This is a genomic window from Neorhizobium sp. LMR1-1-1.1, assembly GCF_040675795.1.
In the GTDB taxonomy this organism is placed as follows: Bacteria; Pseudomonadota; Alphaproteobacteria; order Rhizobiales; family Rhizobiaceae; genus Neorhizobium; species Neorhizobium cellulosilyticum.
In genome coordinates, this window is record NZ_JBEGHE010000080.1 from 39,541 (window position 1) to 60,341 (window position 20,801).

The window sequence follows — 20,801 nt, forward strand, 5'->3', positions numbered from 1 at the left end:
TCGTGAAGGAGAGCCCTATGGCTACCGTTAAGGTCGATACCAACAATTTTCAGGCCGAAGTTCTCAACTCCGCCGAGCCGGTCGTCGTGGATTTCTGGGCTGAATGGTGCGGCCCGTGCAAGATGATCGCTCCGAGCCTTGAAGAGATCGCAACCGAGCTTTCCGGCAAGGTAAAGGTCGCCAAGCTGAACATCGACGAAAACCCGGAACTGGCTGCCCAGTTCGGCGTTCGCTCGATCCCAACGCTTGCCATGTTCAAGGGCGGCGAAGTGGCCGATATCAAGGTTGGTGCCGCTCCGAAGACCGCGCTTGCCGCCTGGATTTCCGGCGCAGCATAACACTTAAGAAAGTGTTTCACGTGAATCCAAAACCCGGCTGGGAAATCAGCCGGGTTTTTGTTTGTCTATTCTGAAGCTGGTTTCCGAATGGACACAATCTGCCCTTAGCGATCTTGAGTTTTTGATCCTCGGGTTAAACCCGAAACCGATCGAGACAGGTCGGGCGCCTCGAATTGATTTTTTATAAGTGACATTCGACGTGTTCCGTTAGGTGTGTTTTTCCGCGCAACTCCCGTCCGTCTGCGGCGAGCTGGCGCTTAGGCTCTTGCGAGCTGCCAGTCCGGCATGCCTCCCCTTATACAGGAAAGGCGGGGACGATCTCGAATCCGGCTCCAGTCATTTCAACCTCTTACCCAATTTCTTGTCCACACCTTCCCAACCCATGGCTACAATCCCCTCGCTTCCATCGCCGGAGTGTTGCGCGAGGCGTTCGCGTGCTGGTGGGGGCCGGCGCTTTCGTCTGATCCGTAACGTGCGGCAAGGGCGCAAGGGGTGAAACGCATGGGATTGGGGCAACCTTTTCCCTATCAAGCCTCCCCCCGGCAGCCATGCCGGGTTCGGTTAAGCCGTCCAAGTGTGGGCAACCACATGCAGCGAGGCGAGAAGATCACCCGTAGGGACCGGAAGTCCCGAGAGAACGCCGAGGGCCACGCATATGCGGAGCCACACTTTGATATTCCAAAGAGGTTCCGCATTTGCGTGCGCTTCTCCGGAATGTTTTTTGAAAACCACGGCGGGAGACTGCGCGGGGTGGGATTGGCGTGTTTAGAATGTTGCGGCCGCGTCTGCCCCTCACCCTAACCTTCTCCCCGCGAGCGGGGAGAAGGTTAGGGTGAGGGGCGAGGGCCACGTATATGGCCAACCGCATCACGTCGGCGGGGTGCCGTTGTCCGCCAGGACGTTGCCCGCAAAATAGAGCGAGCCACCTATGAGAATGCGCGGTGGCGGGCGATCGGGGATCTGGCGGAGAGTGATTTCCTGAAGCGCTTCTGCGACCGAAGCGGACGGTTCGGCGACAAGACCGGCATCGAAAGCGGAATGAGCCAGCACCACGGGATCAAGCCCGGCTTCGCTGTCGCGGATGCGAACGGTAAAGACGTGTTCCGCCAGATCGGCAAAGGCGCGAAAATAACCCACTGGATCCTTCGTGTTGATCATGCCGGTGATGAGATAAAGCGGGCGCGGCTGTCGTTCCTCGAAAGCTGCGATAGCCTCGGCGATGACTTCTCCGCCGGCGGGATTATGCCCGCCATCGAGCCAGATTTCGGCTCCCTTGGGCGCGAACTCAAGAAGCTTGCCTTCGGTGATCCGCTGCAGGCGTGCCGGCCATTCGACACTCACCATCGCCTTTTCCATCATCTGGTCGGTGACGGCGAAACCGGCTGCCTTGACGGCGCGGATGGCAGCGGCAGCATTTGCATATTGATGGCGGCCCGGCAGGCGCGGCAAAGGCAAGTCGTGAAGGCCATCCTCATCCTGGTAGATCAGGCGGCCGAATTCCTCATGGGCGGAGAAATCCTGACCATAGACCGATAGCGGACAGCCGAGGCGATCGGCCGTCGAGATCAGCACTTCGCGGGCGGCCTCGAATTCCTGATGACCGATCACGACGGGACGCTTGCGTTTCATGATGCCGGCCTTTTCGGCGGCGATCAGTTCAACACGATCACCCAGATAGGCCTGGTGATCGAGCGCGATCGGCATGATCACCGAGACGGCAGGATTGGCGATGACATTGGTGGCATCGAACCGTCCGCCCAGCCCGACTTCCAGAATGACCGCATCCGCGGGCTGTTCGGAGAACAGCAGGAAGGTGGCAGCAGTGAGTATCTCGAAGACGGTGATCGTTTGGCCGTCATTGGCGGCTGCGACACGGCGCAAGGCATCTGCAAGCAGCGCGTCATCCACCAATTGTCCGCGACCACCCTTGACGCCGATGCGGAAACGCTCGTGCCAATTTACCAGATGGGGCGACGTATGGACGTGGACCGAATGCCCGCCGGCCTCCAGCAGCGCCTGGCAAAAGGCGGTGCAGGAGCCTTTGCCGTTAGTGCCGGCGACATGGATAACCGGTGGCAGTTTCAGCTGCGGATTGCCGAGCACCTCTAGGAGGCGGGTGATACGTTCAAGCGACAGATCGAACCCTTTTGGATGAAGGGTCATCAGCCGCTCGATTTCCTGAGCGGCCTCGCTTGCGACGGGCTGGTTCATGGTCGACATCCCGTAGCTCCGGCTCTGGTCGTTTTTTCGAGCAGCCTCACCCTTTTCCGATAGTAAGGCCACCCAGTCTTTTGGTTTCAGCGCAATTCCGACAAAACCGGTTGCCGGAATTGCCTCAGGTCAGGCCGTCGCAGCGACCGGTTCCGGCTGCGGCTTGGGCGCAGGCAGCGCTTCCTGCACCGGCTGCTTCATCAGCATGCGGATGATGCGAGCGAGCGTCTCCGGGATATCGTGGCGGTTGACGACCATATCGACCATGCCGTGTTCCAGCAGATATTCGGAGGTCTGGAAACCTTCCGGCAGCTTTTCACGCAGGGTCTGCTCGATGACGCGCTTGCCGGCAAAGCCGATTTCCGCACCCGGCTCGGCAATATGGACATCGCCCAGCATCGCATAGGACGCGGTGACGCCACCGGTGGTCGGGTTGGTCAGCACGCAGATATAGGGAAGGCCGGCTTCCTTGAGCATGTCGACGGCAACAGTGGTGCGCGGCAGCTGCATCAGCGACAGGATGCCTTCCTGCATGCGGGCGCCACCCGAGGCCGGGAAGATGATCAGGGCGCATTTTTCCTTCAGCGCACGTTCGGCCGCCTTCACGATCGCCTCGCCGGCTGCCATGCCGAGCGAACCGCCGATGAAGTTGAACTCGTGCACGACGGCAACAAGCTTGACACCCTGGACCGTGCCGAGGCCCGACAGGATCGTGTCTTCCTGCTCGGTCTTGAGGCGGCTGTCCTTGAGGCGGTCGGCATATCGCTTCGAGTCACGGAACTTTAGCGGATCCTGGGCGACCTTGGGCTGCGGCAGGGCTTCAAACTGACCACCGTCAAACAGATCCCGGAGGCGCGCCTTGGCCGGCATCTTCATGTGGAAGCCGGAAGCGGGAATGACCCACTTGTTCTCTTCGAGGTCCTTGTGGAAGACCATCTCGCCGGTTTCAGGGCACTTGATCCAGAGGTTTTCCGGAACTTCGCGACGACCCAGCATGGAATTGATGCGCGGTCGAACGTAATTGGTGATCCAGTTCACTTGGGGGTACTCCGATAAAACAGTGTCAGGACTGAAGCGTATCGCGATCCTTTAAACCGCGCGCCACGCTTCAGGTCTTTAATACTCAGACATGCCTTGCTCTCGAAACCGGTGGCGACTATCGAAAGGCATGCCTTATGTGGGTCAGTTATTCGGCAGCAACAAGGCGGGCGGAACGCACGCCGGTCGACAAGCCGCGAACGAAAGTGGAAACGGCGGAAACCGTGTCGGCGGTTGCAGCGCCATCCTTGGTGAGGCTGCCAGCGACCTGGGCGACGATCGCCGTGCCGACGACAACACCATCAGCCGCTGCGCCGATCGCCTTGGCGTGGTCAGCGGTCTTGACGCCGAAACCGACGCAGACCGGCAGGTCCGTGTGGTCCTTGATGCGGGCGACGGCGCCGGAGATCCGCGACGGGTCCGGCAGAGCCGAACCGGTGATGCCGTTCATCGAGACGTAATAGACGAAGCCGGAGGTGTTGTTGAGCACGGTTGGGAGACGCTTCTCGTCCGTGGTCGGTGTCGTCAGGCGGATGAAGTTGATGCCCTTGGCGAGCGCCGGGATGCAGAGTTCGTCATCCATTTCCGGCGGCAGATCAACGATGATCAGGCCATCGATACCGGCTTCGATCGCATCATCAAGGAATCTATCGACGCCGTAGATGTAGATCGGGTTGTAATAACCCATCATGACGATCGGCGTGTCGCTGTCGTCCTTGCGGAAATCGCGGGCGAGGTCGAGCGTCTTTGCCAAAGTCTGGCCGCCCTTCAGGGCGCGCTGGCCGGCGAGCTGGATAGTCGGGCCATCCGCCATCGGATCGGAAAACGGCATGCCGAGTTCGATCACGTCGGCACCGGCTTCCGGCAGGGCCTTCATGATGCCGAGTGAGGTCGCGTAATCCGGATCGCCGCCCATGAAATAGGTAACGAGAGCGGGGCGGCCTTCGGCCTTCAGCTTGGCGAAGCGTGTGTCCATTCTGGAAGTCATGATTACAGCCCCATTCCAAGAATCTTGCCGACGGTGAAAATGTCCTTGTCGCCGCGACCGGACAGGTTCATCAGGATGATCTGGTCCTTGCCCATCTTGGGCGAACGCTTGATGACTTCGGCAATCGCGTGGCTGGGTTCCAGTGCCGGGATGATGCCTTCTAGCTTCGTCAGCAACTGGAAGGCTTCAAGTGCTTCGTCATCCATGATCGGCACATATTCGGCGCGGCCGATATCGTTCAACCAGGAGTGTTCAGGACCGATGCCCGGGTAATCGAGGCCGGCGGAAATCGAATGGCCTTCGAGAATCTGACCGTCATTGTCCTGCAGAAGATAAGTGCGGTTGCCATGCAGCACGCCCGGAGAACCGGCGGTGATCGAGGCGCAGTGTTCGTTGCCGTCGAGGCCATGGCCGCCGGCTTCGACGCCGACGATCTTGACGCCTTCGTCATCGAGGAACGGGTGGAAGAGGCCGATGGCGTTCGATCCGCCGCCGACGGCCGCGATAACGACATCCGGCAGCCGGCCTTCGGCTTCGAGAATCTGCTGGCGGGCTTCCTGGCCGATGACGGCCTGGAAATCGCGGACCATTTCCGGATAGGGATGCGGGCCGGCGGCAGTGCCGATCAGGTAATAGGTGTCATCGACATTGGTGACCCAATCACGCAGCGCCTCGTTCATGGCATCCTTCAGCGTGCCGGAACCGGCCGTGACGGCCTTCACTTCGGCGCCAAGCAGCTTCATGCGGAAGACGTTCGGGGCCTGGCGCTCAACATCGGTGGCGCCCATATAGACGACACAAGGGAGGCCGAAGCGGGCAGCAACCGTGGCCGAGGCCACACCGTGCTGGCCTGCACCGGTTTCAGCAATGATGCGGGTCTTGCCCATGCGCTTGGCCAGCAGGATCTGGCCGATGCAGTTGTTGATCTTGTGGGAGCCGGTATGGTTCAGCTCTTCGCGCTTGAAATAAATCTTTGCGCCGCCGAGATGTTCAGTCAGACGCTCGGCATAATAGAGTGGGCTTGGGCGACCGATATAATGGGTGCCTAAATCAGCCAGTTCCTTCTGGAACTCCGGATCGTTCTTCGCCTTTTCCCATTCGGCCTGAAGATCCAGGATCAGCGGCATCAGTGTTTCCGCGACAAAGCGGCCACCGAAAATGCCGAAACGGCCGTCCTCATCGGGGCCGGAGCGGAAGGAATTGGGTTTAGGCGTATCGTTCACTCTATGCTCCTTCAGCGCTTATTGGCTTTCGCATCGGCGACAGCATCAAAAAACGCATCGATCATTCCAACGTCTTTGAGGCCCGGGGCGCTTTCCACTCCGGACGATACATCGATACCCGTTGCGCGCGTGGACGCGATCGCATCAGCGACATTATCCTTATTCAGGCCCCCGGAAAGCATGTAATTCACGCCTTCGTCAAGCGAAGCCATCAGGTTCCAGTCGAAGGAGACACCGTTACCGCCCGGAAGATCCGATCCTTTCGGTGCCTTCGCATCGAAGAGGAAGCGGTCGGCGACGCCGATGAAGGGGTCGACCCGATGCAGATCCGTGGCTTCCCTTACCGAAAACACTTTCATTACCGGCAGGCCATAGAGCGCCTTGATATGCAGGATGCGTTCCGGCGTCTCATGTCCGTGAAGCTGGAGAATATCCGGGCGCAGAAGCGAGACTATATCGTCCAAGTCTTCGTCATTCGCATCCACGGTAACGGCGACGATCTTTGCCCTGCTGCGGACCCGGTCGGCCAACTCACCGGCGATCTCGGGCGCGATGTTACGCGGGCTCTTTTCGAAGAAGATGAAGCCGATATGGGTTGCGCCGCGCTCAACGGCGCGATCCACGGCATCCGCCGTCGACAAACCACAAATCTTGATGTCGAGTTTCATGATCGCGGAGTGACACGAAATGCCTGCGGAGTCGAGAATCTTTTACATGGATGGACAGCGGCGGATTGCCGGATACGAAGAATTAACCGTGATGTCTCATATACGAATCGTAACATGCTCACGCTTGATGAATGTGTGAAATATCAGTTTTCGCTCATGAAAGTTTGTTGCAGCCAAAATCGAAAAAGGAATGGAATTTCCGAGGTTTGGCCTGTCATGAAAGATAATTGATAAACTGTATGAATTGAGGTAGGTTATTCCTCAACCAGATGATTTTTGAAATTTTTTGGCGGGGTACCATGACGAGGATTACGACAGCTGCCTGGCGGGCAGCTTTATGTCTGACGGCTGGGGGGCTGCTCTCTGCATGCACCAGCACGCAGACCGTGTCGTCAGTGGACGCTAAAGACAAAACGACCAAATTGGCGTCAGCACAAACTGGCTCACAAAAGGCCGTATATAGCTACACCAATAAAGATCGTGAATGCCTGAAGCGTGCGATGTATTTCGAATCCAGGCGGACGAGCGAAAATGGCTTTCTGGCCGTTGGAAGCGTGATCATGAACCGCCTGACCTCCGGCATCTACCCGGAGACGATTTGCGGCGTCGTGGCACAGAAAAACCAGTTTGCTCCGGGCGTGATGACCCGCAAGATGGACGAGGCTACCGCGCCGGATCTCAACACGGCGGCAGATGCAGTGTTGAAGGGCGCGCGCCATCCCGACGTGAAGAACGCTATGTTCTTCCATACAGAGGGATACAGCTTCCCATACAACAACATGCATTATGTAGCCGCTGCCGGCGGCAACGTGTTCTACGAAAAGCGTGACGAGGACGGCAATCTGCAGACGGCGGCTCCGAAGCCGGCCAACAGCTACATTCTCGCCTATGCGTCGAACGATCCCGAGCAGAACCCGGCCCTATCGTCCTCGATCATCGCCGAGGCTGCGAGCGCTGCAGCGGCCAGCACGCAGGTGGCAATGGCTTCGACGCCTGCTGCTGCTTCCCAGGCTGCTGCAATGTCGGAAAAGAGCGGACATAACGGTTCGGCACAGCCGGCCGTCGCCTCGAACAACCCGCCGCTTGCGCCGGTGATTACGGCAGCGGTTGCTCGGTCCAGCATGGAAGAGGCATTCGATACCGCCTATGCGGTGCCGCAGAACGCTTCCTATACCCCTGCCCATGCCTATCAGGCCAGCCTTGAGAACGTCGCGAAGGTTCCGGTCCCGGCTGCACGTCCGAATGTGCAGAAGCGTCCTGGAGCCGGGATGGCGATGGCTGATCAGACCCCAGGTTTGAGCCAGGAAAACTGGTCCATCCGGACAAGCAACTGGCAGTAAACCGAGGATTATTCCTCGGCCCTGTAGTTCACTTCCTTCAACTGAAATCTATCGCGTGAAGCTGCGAACCGTGCAGCTTCAGCCAGCGGCGTGCCTCGTCCATACGCGGGCACAGATCTCCGCAGAGCGCCCAGAATTTCGGGCCGTGGTTCATCTCTTTCAGATGTGCGACCTCGTGAGCTGCGAGGTAATCGATGATCAGCGGCGGCGCCATGACGATGCGCCACGAGAAGCTGAGATTGCCGTCCCAGGAACATGAGCCCCAGCGGCTACGCGTATCCTTCATTGACACTGAGGCAATCGGCTTGCGGATGGCAGCGGCGTGACGGCGGGCCAGCGCTTCGAGATCGTGGCGCGCTTCCTTCTTGAGAAAGGTCGAGATTCTTCGGCCCATATGTTCCTCAAGCCCGCTTACCTTCAGGACCGGTTCGCCATCGATAACCAGCGCCTGGGTGATGCCGCGCAAGGATCCGGTATGTTCGATCCGGTGCTGGACGCCGCGGATGGAAATGGTGCCACCCGGCCGGATCGGGTTGTCGAGGGAGAATTTGGCGAGCTTGGTTTTCAACCAGCCCTCGTGGCGAGACAGAAAGTCATCCACCTCGTAATGTTTCAGGCCCACGGGGATGGTGAGATTGAGCGCCCTGCCGCCCGGCTCGATCCTGAGCGTGATACGGGTCGCGCGGCTGTTCTCCTTGATGGTCAATGGCATGGCGCGATCCCCCACAGCAAGCGTCCGCTTGACCGTCTGTAGTGGTTTGGGTGATCGGCGAACCGGCTTCTTCAACAGCGCGAACATGACTATTCCTTACCCGATTCACCGGGATTCTGCCCATCAAAAAAGCCGGCGCTCCGAAGAGCACCGGCCTTCATCATTTCAGGATCGACCGTCCGATCAGACATCGACCACCGGCTGATCGCCAGACGGCCTATTCTTTCGGTCACGCATAAAGCGGTCGAATTCTTCCTGGTCCTTGGCGCGGCGAAGCTCGCGCGCATAGGTATCGAAGTCTTCCCGCATCTCATCAAGCTTGCGGCGTTCTTCGTCCAGGCGATCCAGCTCGGCCTTGCGCCAGTCGTCGAAAGCGACATTGCCGGTCGAAAAATGCGTGTTGTAACGGCGGCTTGCCTTGCGGCAACCGGCGAACCATTTGTGAGCGCGATCATTGGCATCGCGCTTGAAGCCACGAAGCCGATCCCCGAAAATGATATAGGCGAGCATAGCAAGGCCGAGTGGCCAGAAAACTATGAAACCGAGCACCATGAGAGCAATGGTGGCCGGCGTCCACTCCGGACGTATCAATGCAGACTGGTTCATAGGTCACACCCTTAGGGTTAGAGCGGGAGGCCAGATGCCAGCCCGACGGGAATCGATTTGGTGAGCCCCGGATCGCGCTTCAAGAAGAGCAAAGATTAAATCCGCTAAAATGCGGAAATCCATCGCGGAATTCGATCTATTCCGGCTTCGGCGCGCTTTTCCTGCCGCTACGCGTAGGCTTAGGCGCCGCATCGCTTGGCCGGGTTCCGGAATGCAGCCGGGTAAATTCGATGATCCGCGGCGCGATCTCCTGGCGGAAACGGGAACCATTGAAAACGCCGTAATGACCGACATCCGGCTGCATGTAATGAAGGCGCATACTGTCAGGGATATTCGGGCATATCGCATGGGCGGCATTGGTCTGGCCCAAGCCGGAGATATCGTCATTCTCGCCTTCGACCGTCATCAATGCAACGTTGCGAATGACACCAGTGTCAACCGGGACATCGCGATGCATCATTTCGCCCTTCGGCAAGGAATGGCGGATGAAGACGGTATCTACGGTCTGGAGATAGAACTCCTCGGTCAGGTCCATCACGGCGAGGTATTCGTCGTAGAAGTCCCGGTGTCGCTCCGCCGACTCGCCGTCATTCTTGACGAGGTGATCGAAGAATTCGCGATGTGCCATCACATGGCGGTCGAGGTTCATCGACATAAAACCCGATAGCTGCAGGAAGCCGGGATAGACCGGACGCATGAAGCCGGGTTGCGGAAAGGGGACCGTCATAATGACGTTATCCTTGAACCATTCGAGCGGATGCTCGTTTGCCAGCTTGTTGACCGCCGTCGGATTGATGCGGGTATCGATGGGGCCTCCCATCAGGATCATCGAGGCAGGCAGCATCGGGTCTTTTCGCGTCTCCATGATCGCAACGGCGGCAAGAACCGGGACGGAGGGCTGGCAGACGCCGGCGACATGCGCGCCGGGCCCTATCTCGTGCAACATCTCGATGACGTAATCGATGTAGTCATTAAGATCGAAATTACCTTCTGTGACAGGCACGATCCGCGCATCGACCCAATCTGTGATATAAACCTCTGCATGAGGAAGCAGAGCTTCGACCGTTCCACGCAAAAGCGTCGCATAATGGCCGGACATGGGCGCGACGAGCAGAATTTTGGGATCCGGTGGATAGGCTGGCGGGAGGTCGCGCTTGAAATGCAGCAGCTGACAGAAGGGTTTAGACCAGATGATCTCTTCTTCCACCGCGACCGCTTCGCCATTCACGGTGGTTTCGTTCAGGCCGAAATCCGGCTTGGCATAGCGTCGCGTGGCCCGCTCGAAAACTTCGAGGCTTGCCGTCAACGTACGGCCGAGCACGGTTTGCGACATGGGGTTGAGCGGATTGCTGGAGACATAGCGAAGCGCTTCCGCACCGGCGCGAAATGGCGCGAGCGCAGCGTGGTTCAACTCATACAGCTGATAGAACATGATCGCGCTGCCTTTCATGGCGGTGCACTCCTCTCCTTGCGCGCTCCGTAGAACGCCTCCCTCCCCTCACCCATCTATGACGGATGTGGGGTCGATTGTCACCTGCGCGAGGGTGATTGCCAAAGAGCCGGTGAGGCATATGTTGGGGCAACATGACAAGGAGACCTCGATGACCAGCAGCAATTCCCGCACATCCGAATTTCCCATCGACGCGTATTTTCTCGATCGCTGGTCGCCGCGCGCTTTTACTGACGAGACGATGGATCGCGAGCAGATGCTGACCATTCTCGACGCGGCGCATTGGGCGCCCTCGTCCGGCAACAACCAGCCCTGGCGCTTCATCTATGGTCTTCGCGGCACGCCGGCATTCGAGGCGATCCTTGATCTTCTCGTTCCCGGCAACCAGCGTTGGGCAAAGAATGCCGCTGCCCTGATGATCATCGTTTCGAAGAGTTACCGGGTTTCATCAAACGGCGAGCACAAGCCCGCCTATACGCATTCCTACGATACGGGCGCAGCCTGGTTCTCGGTAATCTGCCAGGCCATGAAGCTCGGCTATCACGCGCATGGAATGGAGGGGTTCGACAAGGAAAAAGCTGTGGACGTGCTTGAGCTTCCCGAGGGTTTCAGGGTGGAAGCCGCAGCCGCGCTTGGCCGAATGGCCGCGAAGGAGACATTGCCAGAAGACTTGAGGGAGCGCGAGATACCGAGCGGACGAAAGGCCGTTTCGGAGATCGCCTTCGAGGGGAAGTTCCCCGGCGAACGGTGATCAAAAGCATGACTGCGCCAGGGTTTCACGTGAATCCTTAGCCGGATGCGAAAACGGGGCCTGTCGGCCCCGTTTCAGCTTTGGACTGAGCAAATACCTCAGATATCGAGGTTGGCGACGCTCAATGCGTTGTCCTGGATGAACTCGCGGCGCGGCTCGACTTCGTCGCCCATGAGGCGCGAGAAAAGGCCGTCGGCATCGGTCGCGTCGTTGACTTTGACCTGCAGAAGCGAGCGAACATTCGGGTCGAGCGTGGTTTCCCACAGCTGCTCGGCATTCATTTCGCCAAGACCCTTGTAGCGCTGCATCGACAGGCCCTTTCGGCCGGCGGCGAAGATAGCATCGAGAAGCGCCCGGGGACCGGAGATTTCCAGCTGGCCATCCTTGCGGGCAAGGATCGGCGAGGTCGAGTAGATTTCCTGCAGACGGCCCGACAGCTGATCGATATGGCGAGCGTCGGCCGAGCCGATCAGCGCGTTATCGATGAAGGCCACTTCGCGAACGCCGCGTACCATGCGCTCAAAACGCAGGCCACCCTCGTCCGTCACGTGACCGGTCCAGCCGCGTTCCGTCTCTTCCGCAATCATGTCCAGGCGCTGTGCGACGAGGTCGGCGGTCTGCTGGGCACGTTCACGGTTGTCGGTAAGGTCCGGATTAAGCGCGCCAGCAATTGCCGCCTGCTCGATGATCGAACGGTTATAGCGGGAATGAAGGCCGTCGACGAGCGAGCGCAGGCGCTGCGCGTCGTGGATCACTTCGCGCATGTCTTCACCGACACGAACCTCACCGGAACCGACGATCAACCTTGCTTCCTCGATACCCATGCTGATGAGGTATTCCTCAAGCGCCGCCTCGTTCTTCAGGTACTGAACGGACTTGCCGCGCGCGACCTTATAGAGCGGCGGCTGGGCGATGTAGATGTGGCCGCGCTCGATCAGTTCCGGCATCTGGCGGAAGAAGAAGGTCAGGAGCAGCGTGCGAATATGCGCTCCGTCGACATCAGCGTCCGTCATGATGATGATCTTATGGTAACGCAGCTTGTCGGCGTTGAACTCGTCCTTGCCGATCGATGTGCCGAGCGCGGTGATCAGCGTGCCAATCTCTTGGCTGGACAGCATCTTGTCGAAGCGGGCGCGCTCGACATTGAGGATCTTACCGCGCAGCGGAAGGATAGCCTGGTTTTCACGCGAGCGACCCTGCTTGGCGGAGCCACCTGCACTATCACCCTCGACGAGGAAGACTTCGGACTTGGATGGATCACGCTCGGAGCAGTCAGCCAGCTTGCCCGGCAGGGAAGCGATATCAAGAACGCCCTTGCGGCGGGTGAGCTCGCGCGCCTTGCGGGCGGCTTCACGAGCAACGGCGGCTTCTACGACCTTGCCTACGAGAACCTTGGCTTCTGCAGGGTGTTCTTCCAGCCAAGAACTGAGCGCCTCGTTGACAAGGCTTTCGACAACAGGACGAACTTCCGAGGAAACCAGCTTGTCCTTGGTCTGCGACGAGAATTTCGGATCTGGTACCTTAACCGACAGCACTGCCGTCAGTCCTTCGCGGCAGTCGTCACCTGTCAGCGAAACCTTTTCACGCTTCATGATGCCTGAGGTTTCCGCATAGGATGTAATCTGCCGGGTAAGCGCTCCCCGGAAACCCGCCATATGGGTTCCGCCGTCACGCTGCGGAATATTGTTGGTAAAGCAGAGAACATTCTCGTGGTAACTGTCGTTCCACCACATGGCCACTTCAACCGTCATCCCATCCTTCTCGCCCTTGATGGCGACAGGCTTTTCAACGAGCGGTTTCTTTGAACGATCGAGGTAGCTGACGAAGGCCTCGAGGCCACCGTCATAGACCATCTCTTCTTCCTTCACGTCCGGCTTGCGGCGATCCGTGAGCCGAATTCGGACACCCGAATTCAGGAAGGCGAGTTCGCGCAGGCGGTGTTCGAGTGTGTTGTAATCGAACTCGGTCATGGTGAAGGTTTCAGGGCTGGCGAGGAAGGTGACTTCCGTGCCTGAACGTCCCTCGTAATCACCGATTACTTTCAGCGGCGCATCGGCGACACCATGGGTGAAGCGAATTTCATGGACCTTGCCGTTGCGGCGGATCTTAAGCTTAAGCCAGACCGACAAAGCATTGACGACCGAGACGCCAACGCCATGCAGACCGCCTGAAACCTTATAGGAATTCTGGTCGAATTTGCCGCCGGCATGGAGCTGAGTCATGATGACTTCCGCCGCTGAGACCCCCTCTTCCTTGTGGATGTCCGTCGGGATACCGCGACCGTTGTCGGTCACGGTGACGGAGCCATCGGAATTGAGCGTGACGGTGACGATATCGGCATGGCCGGCCAAGGCCTCATCGATCGCGTTGTCGACGACTTCGTAGACCATGTGATGAAGACCGGAGCCGTCATCCGTATCACCGATATACATGCCGGGGCGCTTGCGAACGGCATCTAGGCCCTTCAGCACCTTGATCGAATCGGCACCATATTCTGCACTCGCACCATTTTCGCTGGCGGGTAGATCGGTCATTCAGCTTCTTCCAGTTGGTTCTTCTCGGTGACGCGCGAATCACCGCTTTTTCCGTTTTCAATATAGGAAATCGCGGGCGGCTTCTAAAGGTTGAGCACACCATTATGGCAGGAAAGCCGTGGTTCTTCCCGAGAAAAATGACTATTGCGGGCTCTTCAAGAGCCTGTTGATCTCTTCTACCATCTCTGGCGTCAAAGTGCTAATCCGTTTCGACAGCTGATTGGCCAGAAGCGTGTATTCCGGCGGCAGGCCTGCGGTATCGATAACAACCCTGGGATCGGATGCATCCGCCAGGCGGAAGAGATCGTCCGCCTCGTCCCAGATGATGTTGAAATAGCCGGCAATACGCTGCAAAAGCTCGAAGGTCGGGCGGCCGCGACGGCCATGTTCGAGCGCGGAAAGATAGGCTGGCGTGACGCCTATGGCCTGCGCCAGGGCGCGCTGGGTAACGCCCCTGCGCTGGCGCAGTTCGCGCATCGCCTGGCCGAACGGCGTCAACGGTCCGGCCTTTCTGCACGCGTAAGCCTTACATAAAGGGCACCGTCGCCGCCGTGATGGCGGGCTGCCCATTCATAGGACGAAATCAGGAAACGAAACTCGGCCTTGGAGAACCAGAGCGGGACTGCGCGGCGAAGGGCGCCTTCACTGCCCATCGAACTGCCCTTGCCAGTGATGACGAGAACATGGCGCAAGCCCCGTTCATGCGCCCGATAGATGAAATCGAGCAAAAGGTCATGCGCCTCACCCTGGAAAAGGCCGTGGAGATCGAGGCGCGCCTCGATCGCAAGCCTTCCTTTGGCGAGTTTTTTCTTCGTCGGCTTTTCGAGCGGATAGTGATAGCCGGCCGGCTTCTTAGCGGTGCGAACCTGTTCTGCCAGCTGTTCCGGCACTTCTCGAGGCGATGCGGGTTTCGATTTCTCGACCTCTGCCGCGTGGGCGACTTCTTCGGCCTCGAAGGCGGCAAGATCGGTCCAGCGCTCCTTGAAGGCGCGGGTGGATTTTGCCACCTTGCCCCACAGTATCCGTTCCTCGGAATTGAGTTTACGTCCGCCGTTCATGCTCCAAACCTGCCAGCCGCCGCCTTGGGAATCAGGATATAGAAATCGGCTTCGTTCCTGACAGTTCCGGCGCGTTCTCCCGCTTCATAACCTGAACCAGTAAAGATATCGCCGCGGCTTGGGCCGACAATAGCCGATCCGGTATCGAGTGCCAGCATCAGCCTGGCAAAGGGTTGACCGTCATCGAGATGAAGCAGCGTCGGAGCATGAATGAAGAAGGGACAACCGAATGTATGGATCATACGATCCACAGCAAGGGAGCGCCCGGCGATGAGCGGCACCTTGGCCGCGGCGACGGGACCGAGTGTGTCGTCGGAAACATCGGCATCGCGGAAGAAGATATAGGACCGGTTATGCCAAAGGATTTCATCAACCTTAGCCGGATTCTCGGCTAGCCATTTACGGATGCTCTGCATCGAGATTTTTTCGCGCGGGATTTCCCCGAGATCGATCAGGAGCTTTCCGATCGGAGAAAATGGATGACCAGCCTTTGCGGCATAGGTGATACGGCGAATGTCGCCATCCGGATAACGAAGGCGGGCTGCGCCCTGGATATGGGCGAAAAAGACGTCAACCTTCGACCGTGCCCAAGCAATTTCAAGGCCGCGCCCGGCGAGAAAACCCCGATCGATTTCCTTACGATCCGGATATTCGGTCACACCGGAAGCAGTCGCATGACCGAACATGTAGCCGGAGTCCATTTCAGTAGGCCGGTTGGTTTCGTCAAGATCGATGAGATCGTCAGGACGGAAATAGAAGGGATGGGCGAACGTCTCGTCTGGTTTTGCCGAGACATCGACTTCCGGCTCGTAAAAGGCGGTCACCAGACCCGGCTGGGCGTCATCGCGCTCGATACGGAAGGGAATGCAACTCTCTTCGAAAAACGCGCGCGCCTGCGCTTGCGTCATATCAGACGATAGTATGCCAGCTGCAGCCAGAAGCGGCATCAAGTCATCGGCGGTGAGGCCAAGAACGCCGGTCCGATAGGGCTTCACGTCGCGAATATGGGTAAGACACCGCGCCATCGCATCAAACAAGGCGCGGGGATCGTCCCTTTCCCAACCGGGAAGGTCGCCGAAGGATACGGAAGACAGGCGGTATCCAGGCGAAGTCGGGCTCATTGTTCGGATTCGGTCGCGATCAGTTTCCAGTTCGGATCCTTGGAGCGGACATCCCTTGCAAAGGTCCAGATATCGGTCACTTCGGCAACGGCCTCCTGGTCACCGTCGATCAGCTTGCCTTCCTTGTCGAAGGTAGCCGAAATCAGCTGGCTGACGATGCGAACCGTGACCTGAGCTTCCGACTGCTTGAGAGCGGCTTGGGTGAAGGCCGCCTTGTCGATGCCGACGAAAGTGGACTTCACCACTTCGCCGCGGGCCTCGCGTTCGCGGATAGCGGAATCGAAACCTTCAAAGACTTCCTTAGAGAGAAGGCCCTTCAGGGTCTTCCGGTCGCCATCGGCAAACGCCATGACGATCATCTCATAGGCCATCTTAGCGCCGTTTAGGAATTCCTTTGGCTGGAAGGACGCATCGGCCCTTATCAGCGACTTCAGCGACTCGTTCAACTCGCTGCCGGGCTTTACGAGAGCATCGACCTCCGCCAGGCGCTGATCCTCTTCGCCGGCTTCACGACGCGGCAAAGTTACGACCTTGCCGTCATCCGCAGCGGCAGGGGTTTTAAGCGCTTCGCGCGAGACATATGTCTCCGGCGGCTTCTCGTTTCCCGTCCGGCGGCCGAGCACACTGCGCAGTTGCAGGAAAATCAGGACCGCCGCAACAAGGAAAAAGAGTGTAATGAAGTCGTTGGAACCCATATTAACCCGCAATTACCGTTTAAAAGTTGAATTCACATCATCATATAGTCTGCATTAAGCCATCTTCAAATAGCGAAGGTGTGAGCCTTCGAAACGACCTCGTACAACACACATTGGATCATGCGCCCATTTATTGCTCTTAGCGTGCTGCTTGCCTGGCCCTTGGCCGAAATCGCCGGATTTGTCGTGGTGGGGCGTGCGCTCGGCCTGTGGTGGACACTTGGCCTCGTCATCGGTACCGGATTGCTCGGCGCCTTCATGATGCGACAACAGGGCCTGCATCTTTTGAAGAAGCTTTCGGAGCAAAGCCAGCAGGGGCAAATCCCGGCAAGTTCCGTTATCGACGGGGCGATGATCGTCGTTGCCGGCATCCTTCTGCTTCTGCCCGGCTTCGTCACCGACATTATCGGCATCGCACTGTTCATTCCGTTCGTGCGGCGGCTTCTCTGGTCGGCGATCGGAAAGCGTGTCGTGGTGGTCGGCCCCCGCAGCAGCCGTGGCGGTTTCAGCCATCCGGCCGGCGGCGTGCGCGAAAATCCGAATGCAGCCGGCAAGGTCGTCGATCTCGAGGAAGAGGATTTTCATCGGAACACGGATCCGAACCCATCTTCTCCGTGGTCAAAAGGCATTGACCGCGATCCGTGACCATAAGCCAGAGCCGCAACGGGTTGTAAGCAAAATGCCTAGATGTTATGCGGCCTCAACGCATCAGTCCTGAGGATATCCCATGGCAGACGAAAACACGCAGTCGGCGAGCCCTTCGCTCAACATTCTTGCCCAGTACACCAAGGACCTTTCCTTCGAAAATCCAGGTGCACCCCGGTCGCTTCAGGCGCGTGACAACGCGCCGGCCATCAATATCGGCGTGAACGTCAACGCCAACCCGCTGTCGGATACCGATTTCGACGTCGTTCTTTCGCTGAACGCCGAAGCCAAGGAAGGCGACAAGGTCGTGTTCGCAGCCGAATTGGTTTATGGCGGCGTCTTCCGCATCACCGGTTTTCCGCAGGAACACATGCTGCCGGTTCTGTTCATCGAATGCCCGCGCCTGCTGTTCCCGTTCGCGCGTCAGATCATCGCAGATGTGACCCGCAATGGCGGTTTCCCGCCGCTGATGATCGATCCAATCGATTTTGCCCAGATGTTTTCGCAGCGCATGGCCGAAGAACAGGCCCGCGCCAAGGTTCAGCCGCTCAACAGCTGATCAGACAAAAATCGGAAAAGCCCGGGAGTTCCGGGCTTTTTTATTGCTCAATCGCTACGTCTCACGCAGTTCCCGGCACAAGACCATTTTGCGCTTTTGCTGGAACGACCCTATTCCTGACGATATTTCAGCCAGATCGCCTTGCCTTTCATAGAGGCGATCATTGATGCATGGTGCTCCAAATCCTTTGCGCTCAACCGGTTCGCAAGTGCGCGCGGGCGCACATGGTCCGTGATGACCACCGTCTCTTCAGCCTCGGCGACTTCTACCACCTGATCTGAGCCGACCAGTCCCAAGGCGGCCTGTCGGCCACCATTCATTTCGATATAGACTTCGGCCAGTAGTTCGGAGTCCAGCAATGCGCCGTGTTTTGTACGGTGGGTGTTGTCGATCCCGTAACGACGGCAAAGGGCGTCAAGTGAGTTCGGACCCATTGGGTGTTTGCGACGCGCCATGGCCAGCGTATCGACAACCTGATCGGAAGGTACAGGCGGCAGACCTATCCGCTCGAATTCCGCGTTGATGAAACCCATATCGAAGTTGGCGTTATGGGCGATCCATCGTGCCCCTTCGAAAAAGTCCACGATCTGCTGTGCGACTTCAGCGAAGCTCGGCTTGTCTTTCAAGAACTCGTCCGTGATGCCATGGACAGCCAAAGCATCGGGATGAACCTTACGATCACCCGGATTGATGAAGATGTGGATCGTCTTTCCGCTCGGGAAATTGTTGATCAGCTCGACACCACCGATTTCGATGATGCGATCCTGCTTGGATTCAAGCCCGGTCGTTTCCGTATCGAAAATGATGTCACGCATGTTTTTCACTCCGTATGCCCGACCGTAGAAGATTGATGATCTGCTCTACTCGCTTTTTTGCCTGGTCGAGGCCGCAGCCCGTATCGACCAGAAAATCCGCACGATCGCGTTTCTGCGAATCAGGCATCTGACGGTTCAGGATGAGCTTGAACTTTTCTTCCGTCATGCCTGGTCTGGCAAGAACGCGCTGCCGCTGTATCTGTGGATCACAGGTCGCGACCACAACCACATCGACGCGTTTCTCAGCGCCGGTTTCGAAAAGCAGGGGAATGTCGAGGAGGACGAGATCAGCGCCTGCCAATCTCTGCCTTTCGAGAAACTGCTTTTCCCTGTCTCTCACCAGCGGGTGCACAACTGCTTCAAGCCGGCTAAAACCACCGGGATCGAGTAAAAGTTGCCGGGCCAGTTCCACCCTGTCGATGGCGCCTTCCCGAATTGAGCCGGGAAAAGCTTCGCCTACCGGTTTAACTGCGTCGGTTCTATAAAGGTCATGCACGACAGCATCGGAATCGTTGACCGGGATACCCGCATCCCTGAACATGCCGGCGGTGGTCGTCTTTCCCATGCCGATCGATCCGGTCAATCCGATGACAATCATGCCGCCGCCTGAATATCCTGAATGATGAGTTGTCGCAGAACCCTGTCGACCACCGGGCGATGACCAAACCATTGTTCGAAGCCGGGCACCGCCTGATGCAGCAGCATCCCCAATCCATCGGTCGTCGGATAACCCTGCTCGCGTGCCTGCCGAAGAATAGGCGTTTCAAGCGGTACGTAAACGATATCCGTCACCATTGCACCTGACTTTAGACCCGAAAAGTCGAAGGAAACGGATTCTGCTCCATCCATGCCGAGTGATGTCGTGTTCACAAACAAGCCGGCACCGGCCATGACCTCTTCCAGGGCGGGTAATCCATGCGCATGAATTTTCGGACCGAAGCGATCGGCAAGCTCCTTCGCACGTGACATGGTACGATTGACGATGTGGATTTCGTTGATGCCACGATCACGGACAGCCTGAACGACGGCACGGCTTGCGCCGCCCGCACCGAGAATAACGGCGCGATCGACCTTGTCCCAGCCCGGATGATGCCCGTCGAGATTGGCTGCAAAACCGTATCCATCTGTATTCGTCGCATGAAGCTGACCGTCCTGCAGCCAGAGCGTATTGGCTGCACCGAGTTCCTTCGCCAGCTCATCCGGCCGGTCGCTGAGAGCAAAAGCCGTTTCCTTGTGCGGGATCGTGACATTGCCGCCGGAGAAGCCCAGGCTACCGTTTTTCACCCCGTCTATAAAAGCCGCGAAATCCTTTTCGGAAACAGCGACCGCATCATAGCTGCCCGGCAAGCCGTATTGTTTGAGCCAGTGCCTATGAATGATCGGAGAGCGGGAGTGCTTGATCGGCCAGCCGGTCACAAATGCAGCAGGCGGTGAATTTTCGCGTCTATCAGCCATCAATCGCTCCCAGGCGACGGAGTTCTTCCAGAAGCGGAAGCATGGGGAGGCCGAGAATGGTGAAATAGTCACCCTGAATGGCGGAAAAGAGATGGATGCCCTCTCCTTCCAGCTGGTAGCCGCCGACACTCGAAAATGCCTTGTCGCCAATTCTATCGAGATACCGGTCGACATACCCCTCAGTCAGTTCGCGGACTGTCAGCTCGGCATAGGCAACATGCTCCCAGACCAGAATTCCGTTTTTTACAATGGCCACAGCACTGTTAAGCCTGTGGGTCCGATCTGAGAGAGAGATCAGGTTATCGCGGGCCTCGGCGCGGCTCTTTGCCTTGTGATAGACGCGATCTCCAAGCGACATCGTTTGGTCGGAGCCGATTACGAGCGCATCAGGAAAATAACGCGATACATCCTGCGCCTTCGCCCTGGCCAAGATCCCGGCAACAACTTCGGGGCCAGTGTGTTTTTCAGAGGCCTCTATCTGTCGTTCATCGATATCGGCGGTGCGCGATTCGAATGTCAGGCCGGCATTTTCGAGCAGCATTCGGCGAAAGGGACTTGAGGAGGCAAGGACAAGTGTCACTTCAGGTATCATCT

General features: G+C 58.1%; 21 protein-coding genes and 1 pseudogene. 5 read left to right on the forward strand and 17 right to left on the reverse strand.

The window, feature by feature from the left end:
• The first annotated feature begins 17 nt into the window (after positions 1-17).
• Positions 18-338, forward strand: a complete 321-nt coding sequence (gene trxA, locus MRBLMR1_RS28445) for a thioredoxin (protein ID WP_148143837.1) — start codon at positions 18-20, stop codon at positions 336-338.
• Between the two features lie 867 nt (positions 339-1,205).
• On the opposite strand, the gene MRBLMR1_RS28450 is transcribed toward trxA, so the two are convergent.
• The 5 genes from MRBLMR1_RS28450 to MRBLMR1_RS28470 form a co-directional block, all read right to left on the reverse strand.
• Positions 1,206-2,549 carry a bifunctional folylpolyglutamate synthase/dihydrofolate synthase gene (locus MRBLMR1_RS28450; RefSeq protein ID WP_500067059.1) on the reverse strand — a complete coding sequence of 448 codons (1,344 nt, stop codon included), beginning with the start codon at positions 2,547-2,549 and terminating at the stop codon, positions 1,206-1,208.
• 129 nt (positions 2,550-2,678) lie between these two features.
• Entirely contained in the window at positions 2,679-3,587 is a 909-nt protein-coding gene (accD, locus tag MRBLMR1_RS28455; RefSeq protein ID WP_148143834.1) for an acetyl-CoA carboxylase, carboxyltransferase subunit beta, read from the reverse strand.
• 148 nt (positions 3,588-3,735) lie between these two features.
• Complete coding sequence (trpA, locus tag MRBLMR1_RS28460; RefSeq protein ID WP_148143833.1) at positions 3,736-4,575, reverse strand: tryptophan synthase subunit alpha; 840 nt, start codon at positions 4,573-4,575, stop codon at positions 3,736-3,738.
• 2 nt (positions 4,576-4,577) lie between these two features.
• A complete protein-coding gene (gene trpB, locus MRBLMR1_RS28465; protein ID WP_148143832.1) occupies positions 4,578-5,798 on the reverse strand; it encodes a tryptophan synthase subunit beta in 1,221 nt (406 codons plus the stop codon).
• Positions 5,799-5,809: 11 nt separating this feature from the next.
• Positions 5,810-6,466 carry a phosphoribosylanthranilate isomerase gene (locus MRBLMR1_RS28470; protein ID WP_148143831.1) on the reverse strand — a complete coding sequence of 219 codons (657 nt, stop codon included), beginning with the start codon at positions 6,464-6,466 and terminating at the stop codon, positions 5,810-5,812.
• Between the two features lie 458 nt (positions 6,467-6,924).
• On the opposite strand from MRBLMR1_RS28470, the pseudogene MRBLMR1_RS28475 reads away from it, so the two are divergent.
• Positions 6,925-7,321, forward strand: a pseudogene (locus MRBLMR1_RS28475) (cell wall hydrolase); the annotation flags it as partial.
• Positions 7,322-7,843: 522 nt separating this feature from the next.
• Here MRBLMR1_RS28475 and MRBLMR1_RS28480 read toward each other — a convergent pair.
• The 3 genes from MRBLMR1_RS28480 to MRBLMR1_RS28490 form a co-directional block, all read right to left on the reverse strand.
• Entirely contained in the window at positions 7,844-8,605 is a 762-nt protein-coding gene (locus MRBLMR1_RS28480; protein ID WP_148143829.1) for a M48 family metallopeptidase, read from the reverse strand.
• A gap of 96 nt (positions 8,606-8,701) precedes the next feature.
• Positions 8,702-9,124: a DUF2852 domain-containing protein gene (locus tag MRBLMR1_RS28485; protein WP_500067060.1), complete on the reverse strand. Its 423-nt coding sequence runs from the start codon at positions 9,122-9,124 to the stop codon at positions 8,702-8,704.
• 136 nt (positions 9,125-9,260) lie between these two features.
• Positions 9,261-10,556 carry a polyhydroxyalkanoate depolymerase gene (locus MRBLMR1_RS28490; protein WP_148143872.1) on the reverse strand — a complete coding sequence of 432 codons (1,296 nt, stop codon included), beginning with the start codon at positions 10,554-10,556 and terminating at the stop codon, positions 9,261-9,263.
• Positions 10,557-10,725: 169 nt separating this feature from the next.
• Between MRBLMR1_RS28490 and MRBLMR1_RS28495 the strand changes: the two genes are divergently transcribed.
• The gene (locus tag MRBLMR1_RS28495) at positions 10,726-11,325 is read left to right on the forward strand and encodes a nitroreductase family protein (RefSeq protein ID WP_148143827.1); all 600 of its coding nucleotides are present in this window, start codon (positions 10,726-10,728) and stop codon (positions 11,323-11,325) included.
• Positions 11,326-11,423: 98 nt separating this feature from the next.
• Here the strand turns inward: MRBLMR1_RS28495 and gyrB are convergent, their stop codons facing one another.
• The 5 genes from gyrB to MRBLMR1_RS28520 all read right to left on the reverse strand — a co-directional run bounded on the left by gyrB (position 11,424) and on the right by MRBLMR1_RS28520 (position 16,733).
• Positions 11,424-13,859 carry a DNA topoisomerase (ATP-hydrolyzing) subunit B gene (gene gyrB / locus MRBLMR1_RS28500; protein WP_148143826.1) on the reverse strand — a complete coding sequence of 812 codons (2,436 nt, stop codon included), beginning with the start codon at positions 13,857-13,859 and terminating at the stop codon, positions 11,424-11,426.
• A gap of 141 nt (positions 13,860-14,000) precedes the next feature.
• Positions 14,001-14,357: a helix-turn-helix domain-containing protein gene (locus MRBLMR1_RS28505; protein ID WP_148143825.1), complete on the reverse strand. Its 357-nt coding sequence runs from the start codon at positions 14,355-14,357 to the stop codon at positions 14,001-14,003.
• Positions 14,354-14,917, reverse strand: a complete 564-nt coding sequence (locus MRBLMR1_RS28510; RefSeq protein ID WP_148143824.1) for a Smr/MutS family protein — start codon at positions 14,915-14,917, stop codon at positions 14,354-14,356. The genes MRBLMR1_RS28505 and MRBLMR1_RS28510 overlap by 4 nt, the downstream gene beginning before the upstream one ends.
• Entirely contained in the window at positions 14,914-16,038 is a 1,125-nt protein-coding gene (gene mltA, locus MRBLMR1_RS28515; protein ID WP_148143823.1) for a murein transglycosylase A, read from the reverse strand. Before mltA ends, MRBLMR1_RS28510 begins: the two co-directional genes overlap by 4 nt.
• Positions 16,035-16,733, reverse strand: a complete 699-nt coding sequence (locus MRBLMR1_RS28520) for a Tim44/TimA family putative adaptor protein (RefSeq protein ID WP_148143822.1) — start codon at positions 16,731-16,733, stop codon at positions 16,035-16,037. The genes mltA and MRBLMR1_RS28520 overlap by 4 nt, the downstream gene beginning before the upstream one ends.
• A 120-nt stretch (positions 16,734-16,853) precedes the next feature.
• Here MRBLMR1_RS28520 and MRBLMR1_RS28525 point away from each other — a divergent pair, with 120 nt between their 5' ends.
• The gene (locus tag MRBLMR1_RS28525; protein WP_148143821.1) at positions 16,854-17,378 is read left to right on the forward strand and encodes an FxsA family protein; all 525 of its coding nucleotides are present in this window, start codon (positions 16,854-16,856) and stop codon (positions 17,376-17,378) included.
• 82 nt (positions 17,379-17,460) lie between these two features.
• The gene (gene secB, locus MRBLMR1_RS28530; protein WP_148143820.1) at positions 17,461-17,937 is read left to right on the forward strand and encodes a protein-export chaperone SecB; all 477 of its coding nucleotides are present in this window, start codon (positions 17,461-17,463) and stop codon (positions 17,935-17,937) included.
• Between the two features lie 110 nt (positions 17,938-18,047).
• On the opposite strand, the gene dnaQ is transcribed toward secB, so the two are convergent.
• The 4 genes from dnaQ to MRBLMR1_RS28550 are packed head-to-tail and all read right to left on the reverse strand — an operon-like array spanning position 18,048 to position 20,787.
• On the reverse strand, positions 18,048-18,752 hold the full coding sequence (gene dnaQ / locus MRBLMR1_RS28535; protein ID WP_148143819.1) for a DNA polymerase III subunit epsilon: 705 nt from the start codon (positions 18,750-18,752) through the stop codon (positions 18,048-18,050).
• A complete protein-coding gene (gene coaE / locus MRBLMR1_RS28540) occupies positions 18,745-19,350 on the reverse strand; it encodes a dephospho-CoA kinase (RefSeq protein ID WP_148143818.1) in 606 nt (201 codons plus the stop codon). Before coaE ends, dnaQ begins: the two co-directional genes overlap by 8 nt.
• Positions 19,347-20,207 (reverse strand): shikimate dehydrogenase, encoded by an 861-nt coding sequence (locus MRBLMR1_RS28545; protein ID WP_148143817.1) that lies wholly within the window; start codon positions 20,205-20,207, stop codon positions 19,347-19,349. Before MRBLMR1_RS28545 ends, coaE begins: the two co-directional genes overlap by 4 nt.
• The gene (locus MRBLMR1_RS28550) at positions 20,200-20,787 is read right to left on the reverse strand and encodes a Maf-like protein (protein WP_500067061.1); all 588 of its coding nucleotides are present in this window, start codon (positions 20,785-20,787) and stop codon (positions 20,200-20,202) included. Before MRBLMR1_RS28550 ends, MRBLMR1_RS28545 begins: the two co-directional genes overlap by 8 nt.
• Positions 20,788-20,801: the final 14 nt, after the last annotated feature.

Coding starts and splice junctions, on each gene's coding strand:
- trxA (WP_148143837.1), top strand. CDS start 18: ATGGCTACCGTTAAGGTCGATACCAACAATTTTCAGGCCGAAGTTCTC.
- gyrB (WP_148143826.1), bottom strand. CDS start 13,859: ATGACCGATCTACCCGCCAGCGAAAATGGTGCGAGTGCAGAATATGGT.
- mltA (WP_148143823.1), bottom strand. CDS start 16,038: ATGAGCCCGACTTCGCCTGGATACCGCCTGTCTTCCGTATCCTTCGGC.
- MRBLMR1_RS28450 (WP_500067059.1), bottom strand. CDS start 2,549: ATGAACCAGCCCGTCGCAAGCGAGGCCGCTCAGGAAATCGAGCGGCTG.
- MRBLMR1_RS28470 (WP_148143831.1), bottom strand. CDS start 6,466: ATGAAACTCGACATCAAGATTTGTGGTTTGTCGACGGCGGATGCCGTG.
- MRBLMR1_RS28510 (WP_148143824.1), bottom strand. CDS start 14,917: ATGAACGGCGGACGTAAACTCAATTCCGAGGAACGGATACTGTGGGGC.
- MRBLMR1_RS28525 (WP_148143821.1), top strand. CDS start 16,854: ATGCGCCCATTTATTGCTCTTAGCGTGCTGCTTGCCTGGCCCTTGGCC.
- MRBLMR1_RS28485 (WP_500067060.1), bottom strand. CDS start 9,124: ATGAACCAGTCTGCATTGATACGTCCGGAGTGGACGCCGGCCACCATT.
- secB (WP_148143820.1), top strand. CDS start 17,461: ATGGCAGACGAAAACACGCAGTCGGCGAGCCCTTCGCTCAACATTCTT.
- coaE (WP_148143818.1), bottom strand. CDS start 19,350: ATGATTGTCATCGGATTGACCGGATCGATCGGCATGGGAAAGACGACC.
- dnaQ (WP_148143819.1), bottom strand. CDS start 18,752: ATGCGTGACATCATTTTCGATACGGAAACGACCGGGCTTGAATCCAAG.
- MRBLMR1_RS28480 (WP_148143829.1), bottom strand. CDS start 8,605: ATGTTCGCGCTGTTGAAGAAGCCGGTTCGCCGATCACCCAAACCACTA.
- MRBLMR1_RS28545 (WP_148143817.1), bottom strand. CDS start 20,207: ATGGCTGATAGACGCGAAAATTCACCGCCTGCTGCATTTGTGACCGGC.
- MRBLMR1_RS28520 (WP_148143822.1), bottom strand. CDS start 16,733: ATGGGTTCCAACGACTTCATTACACTCTTTTTCCTTGTTGCGGCGGTC.
- MRBLMR1_RS28490 (WP_148143872.1), bottom strand. CDS start 10,556: ATGTTCTATCAGCTGTATGAGTTGAACCACGCTGCGCTCGCGCCATTT.
- trpA (WP_148143833.1), bottom strand. CDS start 4,575: ATGACTTCCAGAATGGACACACGCTTCGCCAAGCTGAAGGCCGAAGGC.
- MRBLMR1_RS28495 (WP_148143827.1), top strand. CDS start 10,726: ATGACCAGCAGCAATTCCCGCACATCCGAATTTCCCATCGACGCGTAT.